The organism is Peptostreptococcus sp. MV1, assembly GCF_000758885.1.
GTDB lineage: Bacteria > Bacillota > Clostridia > Peptostreptococcales > Peptostreptococcaceae > Peptostreptococcus.
Genome location: NZ_JRNB01000119.1, coordinates 71141 through 84883 on the forward strand (window position 1 = coordinate 71141; position 13743 = coordinate 84883).

The 13743-nt window shown below is 37.1% G+C and carries 11 protein-coding genes; 10 read left to right on the forward strand and 1 reads right to left on the reverse strand.

Features of this window, described 5'->3' with window-relative positions:
• Positions 1–108 precede the first annotated feature (108 nt).
• The gene (gene pdxS / locus HMPREF1639_RS08395) at positions 109–966 is read right to left on the reverse strand and encodes a pyridoxal 5'-phosphate synthase lyase subunit PdxS (RefSeq protein ID WP_036765473.1); all 858 of its coding nucleotides are present in this window, start codon (positions 964–966) and stop codon (positions 109–111) included.
• 189 nt (positions 967–1155) lie between these two features.
• Here pdxS and pdxR point away from each other — a divergent pair, with 189 nt between their 5' ends.
• The 10 genes from pdxR to nrdE all read left to right on the forward strand — a co-directional run bounded on the left by pdxR (position 1156) and on the right by nrdE (position 13726).
• Complete coding sequence (gene pdxR / locus HMPREF1639_RS08400) at positions 1156–2607, forward strand: MocR-like pyridoxine biosynthesis transcription factor PdxR (RefSeq protein ID WP_036765476.1); 1452 nt, start codon at positions 1156–1158, stop codon at positions 2605–2607.
• A gap of 65 nt (positions 2608–2672) precedes the next feature.
• Positions 2673–2972: an MTH1187 family thiamine-binding protein gene (locus tag HMPREF1639_RS08405; RefSeq protein ID WP_036765479.1), complete on the forward strand. Its 300-nt coding sequence runs from the start codon at positions 2673–2675 to the stop codon at positions 2970–2972.
• A 190-nt stretch (positions 2973–3162) separates the two neighbouring features.
• On the forward strand, positions 3163–4335 hold the full coding sequence (locus HMPREF1639_RS08410) for a class I SAM-dependent methyltransferase (RefSeq protein WP_036765482.1): 1173 nt from the start codon (positions 3163–3165) through the stop codon (positions 4333–4335).
• 9 nt (positions 4336–4344) lie between these two features.
• Positions 4345–5571, forward strand: a complete 1227-nt coding sequence (dltD, locus tag HMPREF1639_RS08415) for a D-alanyl-lipoteichoic acid biosynthesis protein DltD (protein ID WP_036765484.1) — start codon at positions 4345–4347, stop codon at positions 5569–5571.
• 6 nt (positions 5572–5577) lie between these two features.
• Positions 5578–5703, forward strand: coding sequence for a hypothetical protein (locus HMPREF1639_RS09565; protein WP_278244233.1), 126 nt, complete (start codon positions 5578–5580; stop codon positions 5701–5703).
• A gap of 10 nt (positions 5704–5713) precedes the next feature.
• The gene (dltA, locus tag HMPREF1639_RS08420) at positions 5714–7318 is read left to right on the forward strand and encodes a D-alanine--poly(phosphoribitol) ligase subunit DltA (protein ID WP_330371712.1); all 1605 of its coding nucleotides are present in this window, start codon (positions 5714–5716) and stop codon (positions 7316–7318) included.
• Between the two features lie 13 nt (positions 7319–7331).
• A complete protein-coding gene (dltB, locus tag HMPREF1639_RS08425; RefSeq protein ID WP_036765488.1) occupies positions 7332–8495 on the forward strand; it encodes a D-alanyl-lipoteichoic acid biosynthesis protein DltB in 1164 nt (387 codons plus the stop codon).
• Positions 8496–8679: 184 nt separating this feature from the next.
• Positions 8680–8916, forward strand: a complete 237-nt coding sequence (gene dltC / locus HMPREF1639_RS08430; protein WP_084572500.1) for a D-alanine--poly(phosphoribitol) ligase subunit 2 — start codon at positions 8680–8682, stop codon at positions 8914–8916.
• A gap of 228 nt (positions 8917–9144) precedes the next feature.
• Positions 9145–11514 carry a L,D-transpeptidase family protein gene (locus HMPREF1639_RS08435; RefSeq protein ID WP_036765490.1) on the forward strand — a complete coding sequence of 790 codons (2370 nt, stop codon included), beginning with the start codon at positions 9145–9147 and terminating at the stop codon, positions 11512–11514.
• Positions 11515–11617: 103 nt separating this feature from the next.
• Positions 11618–13726 carry a class 1b ribonucleoside-diphosphate reductase subunit alpha gene (gene nrdE / locus HMPREF1639_RS08440; protein WP_036765493.1) on the forward strand — a complete coding sequence of 703 codons (2109 nt, stop codon included), beginning with the start codon at positions 11618–11620 and terminating at the stop codon, positions 13724–13726.
• Positions 13727–13743 lie beyond the last annotated feature (17 nt).

Here is a 13743-nt window from a genome sequence, read left to right on the forward strand (position 1 = left end):
TTTGCACAGTAAAATGGAGCCACCATATAGGTAGCCCCAAGTTAAAAGAGTTTATGTATTTATTTTTATACAGGAGGTTGCCTGTATAGTCTGCATTCAAAAATATTATTAGATTCCTCTTTCAGCCATGATGATTTCGATTTCGTCCTCGTTGATACCAACCATAGCTTCACCAAGGTTTTCAGATACTTCTGCTATTATCTGAGGATTGTCATAGTTTTGAACAGCCTTAACTATTGCCTTAGCCCTCTGTTCTGGGTTACCAGACTTGAATATACCAGAGCCTACAAATACACCTTCAGCACCTAGCTGTCTCATTAGGGCAGCATCTGCAGGAGTAGCCACACCACCAGCGGAGAAGTTTACAACTGGAAGCTTGCCATTGTCGTGTACATACTTGATTAGGTCATATGGCACTCTGAATTCCTTAGCCTTTTCGAATAGTTCGTCTTCAGCTAGGGCAACAACCTGTCTGATTTCTCCCTGGATCTGTCTCATGTGAGATACAGCCTGTACAACGTCACCAGTACCAGCTTCACCCTTAGTTCTAATCATTGCAGCACCTTCCTGGATTCTTCTAAGTGCTTCGCCAAGGTTTCTAGCACCACATACGAATGGGGCCTTGAACTTAGTCTTATCAACATGGTGGATATTATCGGCTGGTGACAATACTTCAGATTCATCTATATAGTCAATACCGATAGCTTCAAGTATCTGAGCTTCTACAAAGTGACCTATTCTACATTTAGCCATTACTGGTATAGATACAGCATTCATTATTTCCTTGATCATAGCAGGATCACTCATTCTTGATACACCACCAGCAACTCTTATGTCTGCTGGGATTCTCTCAAGTGCCATAACTGCAACAGCACCAGCAGCTTCAGCTATTTTAGCCTGTTCTGGAGTAGTAACGTCCATTATTACTCCGCCGATAAATTGTTTTGTAACATCTTCCTTATTCATAATACTCAGTCTCCTTAAATAAATTGTTACGATACGCATATCAAATTTATCTAAATATTGTATCGATTACATTAATAGTATAAAATAGAAGTGGTAGGTAAAAAAGAACCAATTTGAATAAAAAAAAGGGGACCAGATTGATTCTATAAAAGTCACAATATAAGCGATAAATTTGGAGATAGAAGTTGTATGAAGAAGTATGAAATAGTTTATATGAATGTAAAAGAAAAGATAATATCGGGCCTATATCCTGAGAAGACAAGATTGCCAAGCAAGAGGGACATGGCCCACATGATGTCAGTTAGTTTGAATACTGTGGAGATAGCCTATGCCCAGCTTCAGGACGAGGGCTATATAGAAGCCATGGAGCGTAGGGGGTATTTTGTAGCAAAACGTGACTATATGAAAAAAAGTATGGGTACAATATCCAGGCCTATCTACAGGGAAAAAGTATATAAGTATGATTTTTCCTATGGCGGTGTCGATGAAAAATTTCCATTTGGTGTATGGAAAAAAATTTCCAAAGAGGCCATAGATGATCTAGGTAGTGACCTATTAAAGAGGGTAAATCCCATGGGAGATATGAGTTTGAGAGAATCTATTGCCACCTACCTAAAGGCCTATAGGGGTATAGGAGCTAAGATGGAAAATATTTTGATTTCTGCTAGTACAGAGCACCTTTTTCAGATATTATTTTGCATACTAGAGGATGACAAGGTCTTTGGTATAGAAGATCCTGGTTTTGAGAGGTGGAGCCTACTTTTTAGGACAAATAATATTTCCTTTAAGGCACTCTCCCTAGATGGCAAGGGGGTCAGTAAGAAGGCAGTTGAGAATTCAGGTTTAGATATACTTTGTATAACACCAGCCCACCAATTTCCGACCGGTCAGACTATGCCAGTAGCCAAAAGACTGGATATATTAAAATGGGCCAGCCAAGATGGTAGGTGGATTATAGAGGACGACTATGATGGGGAATTTAGGTATAGTGGTAAGCCTCTTCCAGCCATGAAGAGTATGGATGAAATGGACAAGGTCATATTCATGGGGTCTTTTTCCAATACAGTCAGTCCTGCCATGAGGATTAGTTATATGGTGTTACCGGACATTCTAGTTGGTATATATCATAAGAGAGTTTCATATACGGCCTGTCCAGTTCCGGTCTTGGCCCAGAGGAGTCTTGATATATTTATTAGAGAGGGTTACTTTGTCAGGCATATCAATAGGATGAGGAAGATATACAAGAAAAAAATGGAGCTGGTAAAGGATATAGTTGATGGATATGAATTTTTGAACCTAGAGGGGGGAGATACAGGCCTACATCTTGTTTTGACCTGGGATAGACCAGGGTATAAGAACTTTGAGAATATAGATATGGTGCCAAATGAGCTTGGGGATATTAGGAAGGCTGGGTCTGATTCACAGACCAAAAAGAACCTATGTGATATAAGTGGAGATGAGCTAGCGGACCTGGCTGATAAAAGGAACATAAGGGTGACAAGTCTATCCAGTTACTATATTGGTGAGGCCCACAAGGAGGGGCTGGTTCTAGGGTTTGCTTCAATGTCTCTAGAGGATATTGAAGACGGTTTGACGAAATTATTGGAGCTTTTTGGATATGGAAAATTACTTGAAAAATAGGCCTCTTAGACGTATAATTTAAGTAGGTTTAAAGAAAATATTCTAAAAATATAGGAGGCAGAATTATGGCAGTAGTAGAGTTAACAGTGTGTCCTCTAGGGACTGGAACAACAAGCGCAAGTTCATATGTAGCAGGAGCGCAGAAGATATTGAGTGACCAGGATAAGATTAAGTATTTACTAAATCCTATGGGAACTGTAATGGAAGGTGACCTTGATGAGATATTTGCCTTGATTAGAAAGATTCAGGAAGATGTTTTTGACAAGGGAGTAGATAGGGTTTACTCTATTATAAAGGTTGATGATAGAAGAGACAAGCAGGCTAGTATGGAACAAAAACTAGCATCTGTCAAGGCCAAACTTTAGGCAAGGCTTTGTTTTGTGACGGGTATATTTTAGCAAGTTTGAGTATACTTTACAGGGGCAATTAGGTGGGGACTTAATTGCCTTTTTCATGGATAATGATCGATAGAATCTTTAAATTTTCTTTAAAATTTTACTAGGATTAATTTAAGTTTTTTATGGTAATATTCTGAGTTATAAGTTAGGAGGAATCATGGACATAATAGTATACATAGACGATATAGTTAAATCTGAACCTCTGAGATTGGTTTTTAGCAATAAATCTGATAAAAATTACGACTACAAAAAGGTTAAAATAAATTTAACAAAGGCAAAGGATAGGAAATTTTATCAGGTAGAAAAGTTTACTGACAAACAGGTTTTTCATGAAAATATAGAATTAGGTGTCTTGCCTTCCTATATAAAGGATATGATGGACAGGTTTAGGCAGTTAACAGCAATTTCAGAAGACTACAATTTTGATATCAGAATTTCAAAAAAGGGCAAGATATTTTACTCAAAGCACAGTCAGAAAAATGAGCTAAAAATAGACAAAAATCACAATAAAAAGAAAAATTATATATTGGAAGAAGGTATGGATATACCTGCCTTTGTAGATTTAGGAATCTTTAGCAAGGATGGCAAAATAATCAATTCCAAGTATGACAAGTATAAGCAGATAAACAGGTTTATAGAAATAATAGATGATGAAGTCAAAAAACTTCCAAGCGACTATATAGATGGCAAAGACAAGGTCTTGAGGATACTGGACTTTGGGTGTGGCAAGTCATATCTGACATTTGTGGTTTACTATTACTTTGTCGAAATTAGGAAGATGAATGTTGAGATTACAGGCTTGGATCTAAAGGAAGACGTAATTAACAAGTGCAAGGAGGTAGCCCAAAAGTACGGCTATGATAGATTGAAGTTTGAACTAGGTGACATAAATGGCTACAAGCTTGAGAATAATGTCGATATAGTTATCAGTCTTCACGCCTGTGATACGGCAACAGACTATGCCCTATTCAATGCCGTAAATTGGAAGGCTAAGATGATATTTTCAGTTCCATGTTGCCAACATGAAATAAATGCTAGTATAAAGGCGGATAAGTTATCTATAATAACAAGATACGGGCTAATCCAAGAGAGGATGGCAGCCTTGATGACGGACAGTATCAGGGCAAATATATTGGAAGCCATGGGTTATAAGACGCAGTTGATAGAATTTATAGATTTTGAACATTCTCCAAAAAATATTTTGATTAGGGCTGTTAGGTCCAAGGTCAGTAGGGAAAAAAGAAAAAAATTGATAGATGAAATAGAGGCTCTTAGAAGTGAGTTTTCTTTCGAGCAGACGCTTTATAGTCTACTAAAAGATAGTTTGTAGGTGTGAATTATGAAGAAAATTAGGTATGTGATACTTGCTTTGCTGATACCAATTATGGTAGCAGTAGCTTGTGTGTTTAGCTTGGACAAGTATTTAGATTATAAAAATAATAAGATGATGGAGGCCAAGGACCTCTACCCAATGCTACACGATACAGTGAGCTTGGTCAAGGACAAGGGAGTATATGTCAATAACTATTTGGCACATGAGGGAGCGATCTTATTTATGGGTTCATCGGAACTGAGCCATTCAACTAGGCAGCATCCGGATTATTATTTTAACACGGGAAGGACTAAGAACAAGGCTCTTGCTATAGGAAGGGCCTATACCCAGTCGCTTCAACATGCTAGTATAGTGGGTTCTTTGGACAATGATATAAAAAACAAGAATATAGTCTTACTCTTATCTATGCAGTGGTTTATGGAAAAGGATGGTGTGACAGCAGATCACTTCCTTACTAGGTTTTCTCCAGTTCAATTTTACAACTTTATGTCCAATCCAGTTGTTAGTAAAAGTACAAAGAAAAAATATGCCAGGAGGATATCTTATTTAATGAAAGAACCTGGAGAGTACAAGGCTGAGGCCTTATACGCAAATCTTTATTTAAATAATGATGTAGCCCACCAGTGTTTAAAGACTCTATTGAGTCCATATTTTAAGGCCAGAAGGGTTATGGTGAGTTTGAAGGATAAGGGAATAACATACAAATCTTTGAGACATCTCTATAATAAGACTGACCAGTCTCATGATATAGCCGGAAAAATAGACTGGGACAAGGAAAGAGAATATGCCAAGACGGAGGCGAAAAATAGGGTTGGTAAGAATATTCACAGGTTGGGTAATAGGAATGTCTATGTTGACAAGGGCTATTACAGAGAATATATGAAGAATAAGGATGAGGTTTTTAAGGGCTTTTATAGCTATGTAAAATTAACTGACTCAAAAGAATACACTGATGTAAGGATATTTTTAGATACTTGTAGGGATATGGGCATAAAGCCAACTGTAGTTTTATTGCCGGGCATGCCGGAATTTTATGACTATGCAGGTATAGGTATCAAGGACAGGAGGGCTTTTGCTAAAAAGTTAAAGAATATAGCAGGCCAATACGATAGCAAGTTCTTAGACTTGACATCTAGGGAAAATGAGCGTTACTATTTGAGGGATATAATGCATCTAGGAACCCTTGGATGGGCAGACTTGTGTGAACAAATTTATGATATATATGAAAGGTAGGATATTATGACAGATGAAGCAAAGAAGTATATGAAGATGGCCTTGGTAATTAGCCTGGCAATGGTCATATGTATTTTGGTTTTTACGTTTTTACCTTTTAAGGAGTTACCGTTTATATATAATGAGTTTTAGATAGTGAGGGATGAAGACAATGAACATAGTCAGCGGAATAAAGAAGTATGCTACAACTGATAGGTTAGCAGTTGTTTGCAATGATGAAAAATTAAGCTATAGTGACTTGGATAGGTATTCAGATATTATAGCAAATTATATAAGTGATAAATATGAGGGAAATACACCCCTTGCTATATATGGCAATAAGGATGTTATGATCATAGCCTGTATGATTGGTGCATTGAAGTCAAAGAGGGCATACGTTCCTATGGATGTAAGTTTTCCAGAACAGAGGGTTATGGACGTATTAGATAGTGTAGGACCTAATATAGTTTTTGACATATCAGGTAAGGATTTCTTCTATGACGAAAATGGACAGGTCAAGGAGGAGTATAGGTCTTATGAGATAATAGACAAGAATGCCTTAATGGACTTGATAGCTAGAGGGCAAGAAGGACCTTTATCAAATGAAGTCGCAAGTGAAAATTGGGTTGAGGGTGACGAAAATTCCTATATCTTGTTCACTTCAGGTTCTACAGGCAAACCAAAGGGTGTCCAAATTAGTGCCTATAACTTAGACAGTTTTATGAGGTGGATGAGTCCTATCTTGGGCTTGGATGGAAATGAAAAAGTAGTTATGGACCAACCTGCATATTCGTTTGACTTGAGCGTATCTCAGTTATATCCAGGTTTGGCAAATGGGGCTACCCTATATTCACTATCAAAGGATGTAGTGGCAGATTTTAAGGTCTTATTTGAGCATATGAGAGAGTCTAATATGGAAGTATGGGTTTCTACACCTTCCTTTGTGGGAATGTGTCTAGTTGACAAGGAATTCAACCAGGATATGTTGCCTAAACTGAGAAAAATGCTATATATAGGTGAAGTCCTGCCTGTTGAAGTTGCTAGAAAGTTGAGAGAAAGATTTCCTGAGGTAGATATTATAAATGGCTATGGACCTACTGAGGCAACAGTAGGTATCAGCCATGTAGTGATAAATGATGAACATATAGGGTCAGATAAGTCGCTGCCAGTTGGTATTCCAATGCCTAATTGTAAGATAAAAATAGTAGGTGAAGATGGAAATGAAGTTGAAAAGGGACAAAAGGGTGAGATAGTAATTATAGGCCCATCAGTATCCAAGGGCTATTACAAGAATGAGGAAAAAACCAAAGAAGCTTTTTACCTTGAGACAAGTGATCCCGGCTTGGAAAATGAATCTCCCATAGAACTAGCTGACCTAAGATTTAGGGCATACAGGACAGGTGACCTGGGCTCAATAGATGAGACTGGCAATATTAGGTATGCAGGTAGGAAGGATTTTCAAATCAAGTTAAATGGATATAGGATTGAAATTGAAGATATTGAAAACAACCTAAGAAAGGTAGAAAATATCAGGAATGCAGTGGTTTTACCTGTTTATAAAAATGAGAAAATAGCATATTTAAAGGCTATAGTTGAGCTAGAGCTAGAAAATGATCTAGGCAATCTAAAAAATGGAATAAGGATTAAAAAGGACCTAGCTAAGTTGATACCGGACTATATGGTTCCTAGAAATGTAACTATAATCGACAAGTTGCCTATGAATACTAATGGCAAGATAGATAGAAAAAAATTGGCAGAGGAATTGTAGGTGGGAGGAGAATATGAAATTTTCACAGTATGAAGGTTACCTATATATGTATATACTTCTCCTTACTATGATACCGGCCATAGGACTCGGCTTAAGTGGTAGGAGAATTAAATACTATGGTATGCTTGCGACTGCCTTTATGGTATATCTGATAATAGGATTGGATATACAATTCAAGTTCCTACTAGCCTTTATGGTTTGGGAACTAGCATGTATATATTTATTTATGTGGTCTAGGAAAAGAGAAAAAAATAAGTGGACATTCAGGCTGTTTTTGCTGGCTACTATGGCACCCCTGATAATAAATAAGGTATCGGCCAAGCTGCCAATAGGTGTGTTGGGCTTTATAGGTATATCCTACCTGAGTTTTAGAACTATACAGATTATTATAGAAATATATGATGGCGCCATCAGTGACTTGAAGTTTTTTGATATGGTATACTTTATATTATTCTTCCCTAGTTTGAGCTCTGGACCAATAGATAGGTCTAGGAGGTTTGAAGAAGAGATTAATAAGAGGATACCAGGCAAGGAATATTTTAACGATTATCTCTTGCCTGGTATTAAGAAGGTATTTCTGGGTATAATGTACAAGTTTGCCATAGCTACTCTAATACATATGTATTGGATAAGTAATATTCATCCGGACAAGTCTATAATACCTATAGTATTATATATGTATGGCTATACGCTTTACTTGTTCTTTGACTTTGCTGGTTACAGTCTAATAGCGGTAGGTACCAGCTATATCTTTGGGGTACATGCACCAGATAACTTCAACAAGCCTTTTTTGTCAAAGGATATGAAGGAATTTTGGACTAGGTGGCATATAAGTTTGTCTAGGTGGTTTGGAGATTATATATTTTCTAGATATGTCCTAAATGCTATGAGAAACAAAAAGTATAAAAATAGGGCAACCGCATCTCATGTGGCCCAGATGATAACTATGACAGTCATGGGCTTTTGGCATGGCTTGACCTGGTATTATATTGCCTATGGTGTCTATCAAGGTTTGATGCTTGTCTTGACTGACGAGTTCACCAAAAAGTCTAAATTCTATAAAAAACACAAGAAGGAAAAGTGGTTTCAGAGGTTACAGATATTTATAACATTTAATATAGTTTGCTTTGGTATGCTTATATTCTCAGGTTTTTTAAATTTCTATATTAGATATTAAAGTGTATGGGTATCTTTGCTTATTGTAATTTTATGGATGGCTAGTGATTTAAGAAGTATTTCTTAGACGTCATTTTTGGAGAGTCATTTAATTATCATCTATTAATAAAAAGTTAAGGTTTAAGAGTATAATATATGTATATTGAGAATTAGTTTATTTATAGATGTATGATTTGGAGGTAAAAATGGATATAAGAGAAAGTGTAATAGAAATATTTGAAGAGGTTTTGGGTAGTGATGAGATAAGAGACAACCAGGACTTGGATATGTTTGAAAATGAGATGTTGGATTCACTAGCTATAATTGAGGTATTGTTGGGAATAGAAGACAAGCTAGACCTATCATTACAGCCAACTGACTTAGAAAGAAAAGATATGGCTACTGTAAACAACTTGGTTGATTTCTTGACTGATAGAATATAAAAAAATATTTTTGCATATATTTGCATATAGACAAGGTTCATGACAAAGGCATGGGCCTCGTTTTAATGTAGTGAATAAATTAAAAATAAAAGTAACAATTTAGTAAATATCCTTGTTTAGAGCTTTTTTTATGATAATATATATAGGAGCCTAGCATATGTGAGTATGCTACTCAGTGTAAAATAATAAAAAATGGTAATAATATTCTAAGTATGAAAGGAAACAATCATGTCTAGAGTTGAAAGAAAAAGACTAGAAAAAGAAGCTAAAAAGAATAAAAAAACTAGACTTTTCAAATTTAGCGAAAAAGAGATAGAAAATAGGGATATTTCCTTGGAGCTTGATGAGTCTAGCAATTTGTCGATTAAAATAGATGATGACAAGGATGAAAGAGTTACTATAGATTCTGTAGGTGGTGGAGTTGAAGATAGGAAACCATCAAACCAAAACTTTGATAATAAGCAAGACTTCAAGTATGAACAGAAAAGTAAAAACAGGTCCAAGCTTGGATATATGAAAACTGCTGATAGGATCATTTCGGTGGAAGACGAGGAAATGAGACTAAAGAGAAGACAGGCCTACTTAAGGGAACACCATGCTAGTGATATAGAATCCCAGCCACTAATGACTGTTGATGATATAATGACAGAAGAAGATATAAGTAGAGGAGTGTATGATGACAAACCAGAAAAGGGTTTAGACACTAGTCAGGATTCTGATATAAATATTAACCAAATTAAGCATATTGACATAGAAAGAGCTCCATTTGAAGATGTAGTAAGGGTTGCTGAATCGAGGCTCGCGGCTGAAAAACTCAAACATGAAGAATACAAGAGAGAAGAAGAAAAAATCTTAAAGCAGGAGCAAATAAAAAAAGAGGTAATTGAGAAAGAGTTGCGGGAAAGAGAAAAACTGAAGACTCAGCAACTTAACTTGGATATGGCCAAGGGTGATGAGCCTAAATCACAACTATTCAGTAGAAAGAAAGGTGGCTTCAAAAAGAAGATGAGTGACAAGGAAAAGGAAGAAACTAAGGATACTGTAGGAGAAGTAAAAGCAGAAGAAATAAAAGCAGAAGAAACAAAAGCAGAAGAAACAAAAGCAGAAGAAATAAAAGCAGAAGATATCAAGATTCAAGAGAATAATATAAAGCAAGGGTCTCTAGCAGAAAGTAGCTTCCAGCAGGAAGTCATGCACGAGCCTAAAAAAGGTGGCTTTAAGAAATTTTTCAAGAGATTGTGCATAATTTTAATAGCAATTATAGCCCTTATATACCTTGCAGGTTGTCTGGTATTTAAGGATAGGTATTTTGTAAATACTAGTATAAATGGCATCAAGGCAGATTTGAAAACTGCAGCTGAAATAGATAAACTTGCAGCTGAAAAGATAGTTAACTACAGGCTAGATATTCTAGGTAGGAAGGATGTCAAGGATTCTATAAGTGGAAAAGATGTCGATATGGAGTATGTCAAGGACGGTAGTGCTGACAAGATAAAGGCCGAACAGGGATTTTTTGCTTGGCCAATAGCATTTTTCCAGAAGGAAGACATAAATGGAAAGCTAAATATTAAGTACGATAATGTAAAACTAAATGATCTTGTAAAGAAGTTCAATGTTTTTGACAAGAAGAATATAAAAGAGCCAGTCAGTGCCTTTCCAAGATATGATGAAAAGAAGGGTGATTATGTAGTTGACAAGGGTGACCCGGGTAGCACTCCTATAGAAGTTTCTATCAAAAATTTTGTAGCTACATCTATTAAGGCAGAAGCTAGAAAGGTTGAATACCCAGCATCCGCCTATAAGAGCCAGAAGAACAAGGCAAATGACAAGAGGATAGACAAGGCTATATCTCAATTGAAGGAATACGATAGGGTAAAGGTTGTCTATGATTTCGAAAAGGAAAAGTATATTGCTGACACAAAGGACATAAGTAAGATGTTTGATGTGGCTTCAGAAGTAGATTATAAGGTAGAACTAAGCAAGGACAAAGTCAGAGAATTTGTGAGAAGTCTGAGTAGAAAATACTCCACATACGGAGACCCTAGAGAGATACCATCAGCATCAACAGGTGGCAAGTTGAAGGTAACTGGTGGTGTATATGGTTGGTTGATAGATAGGGAGAAGGAAACTGACTACCTATACGAGCTTGTAAAAGCTAAAAAGAGTGAAAATAATAGAAAACCTATATATGCCCAAACTGCTATAAGTAGGGAAAATAACGATATGGGTAATGAATTTATAGAGATAGATTTATCAAAGCAGCATATGTGGTTTGTAAGAGATGGTAAGGTATTGGTAGAAACTCCTATAGTATCAGGAAATCCAAATCAAGGAGATGCTACACCTCCAGGTATTTACCCTCTAAACTACAAGACTAGACATGCTATACTTAGGGGGCCAGGATATGCATCACCGGTTTCATACTGGATGCCTTTCAACGGTAATATAGGTATACATGATGCCAGCTGGCAGCCAGCCTATGGTGGATCTAGATACCTATATGCTGGATCTCATGGATGTATCAACACACCTTATAGCAAGGTGGCTCAGTTCTATGCGCTTTCTAAAGAAGGAATACCAGTAGTAGTGCATCATTAGGGTTTTAAGAGTGCCTACAATCAAGATATTGATTGTAGGTGCTTATTTTTTTCTTGGAAGGGTATAGATAAAGCATAAGTATTTGAGAAGGGAAAGACATTTAATGACGACTTATATTGAGTTAAATAATGAAGTTATTGTGAGAGATAGTGAAGGTAAATACCAGCTCCACAAGGACAAGGAGGCCTTGGACCTATATCTGAGGGATTCAATTATGGAGAGGTCTATTAAGTTTGATTCTATATCAGACAAAATAAACTATCTAGTAGAAAATAATTACTATGAAAGAGAGATAATAGATAAGTACGATATGGCCTTTATAGAGGACTTGTACGAATATATAAAGGGTTTTGCCTTTAGTTTTCAGTCATATATGAGTGCCAGCAAGTTCTATGAAAATTATTCCTTAAAGTCAGATGATGGCGAGGCTATTTTAGAAGACTATAACGATAAGATTTTGATATGTTCACTAGCCATTGCCAGTGGTGATAGGGATGTAGCAAAAAAAGTAGCTAAGAGGCTAATTAGGCAAGAATTTCAGCCAGCCACACCTACCTTCCTAAACCTAGGAAGGAAGAGGGCTGGACAGCTGGTGAGTTGCTTCTTGCTAACCGTAGAAGATTCATGCGAGGGTATCAGTTATGCAGTTTCTTCTGCCAACCACCTATCAAAAATTGGTGGTGGTGTGGCCTTGAACCTCACTAGACTAAGGGCTAGGGGCGAATCTATCAAGGGTATAGAGGGAGCTAGTGGTGGTGTAGTAGGTGTTGCCAAGATGTTGGAACAGAGCTTTAGCTACTTCAACCAGATGGGGGCCAGGCAGGGGGCAGGTGCAGTCTACCTAAACGTCCTTCATGCAGACTTTGATGCCTTGATGGATACAAAGAAGATAAATGCAGATGAAAGAGTTAGGTTGGCGACCTTGTCTATAGGTGCCATTATACCTGATGTATTTATGAGACTAGCAGAGAATAACCAAACTGGATATGCCTTCTATCCACATTCTATATATAAAAAATACGGTCTTCATCTAGATGACCTGAATATGGATGAGTGGTATGACAAGTTAGTGGCAGACCCTGATATCAAGAAGAAGGAAATCAATCCAAGACAGTACCTAACTAGGATAGCTGCTACCCAGATGGAGTCTGGCTACCCATATATTGTCTTTATAGATACGGCTAATAGGAACCATACCCTAAAAGACCTGGGCATGATTAGGATGTCAAACTTGTGCTGTGAAATATTCCAGTACCAAGAGCCTTCACAGATAGAATCCTATGGTTCAAGCCATAGCAAGTGGGGGCAGGATATTTCCTGTAACCTAGGTTCCTTGAACATAGTCAATCTTATGGAAGGCAGGGAAATCGACAAGGCCATAGATACGGCGGTCAGGTTTTTGACGGATGTAAGTGATAGGACTGATATACATCAGGTGCCAACTATAAAGATGGGTAATGATAGGAGTCATTCTATAGGTCTGGGTGCCATGAACCTACATGGTTATTTGATGAAGAATAATATAATGTATGCCAGTGATGAGGCAGTTGAATTTGCTGATGTATTTTTTGCCATGATGAGGTACTATGCTATTAGGACTTCTATGGAAATAGCAAGGGAAAGACAGACTAGCTTCGAGGGATTTGAAAAGTCAGAATATGCCAAGGCTAGGACTAGTGATGTCCTAGGAAAATACTATGAAGAAGACTTTATGCCAAAGTCTGAAAAGGTGAAAAAGCTATTTGAGGGTATATATATTCCTGACAAGAATGACTGGGCAAGCTTATTAGACGAGGTCAAGGAGGTCGGTATCTACAATGCCTACCTGATGGCTATAGCACCTACCCAGAGTATCAGTTATGTTCAAAATTCCACATCTTCTATCATGCCGATTACAGAACAGATAGAGGTTAGGATTTATGGTGACTCGACTACGATTTATCCAATGCCATTTTTGACAAATGAAAATATGCTCTTCTATAGGTCTGCCTATAATACTGATATGTTCAAGGTTATAGATGTGGTGGCAGCTGTCCAAGGGCACGTAGACCAGGGTATATCGACTACGCTTTTTGTCACTGATGACAGGACTACTAGGGATATAGCTAGGTACTATATCTATGCCTATAAAAAGGGCCTAAAGAGTCTTTATTATACTAGGACAAAGATGTTGAGAGAGTTGAATAATGAATGCCTATCTTGTTCAGTGTAGGTAGACGTTTTTATTTT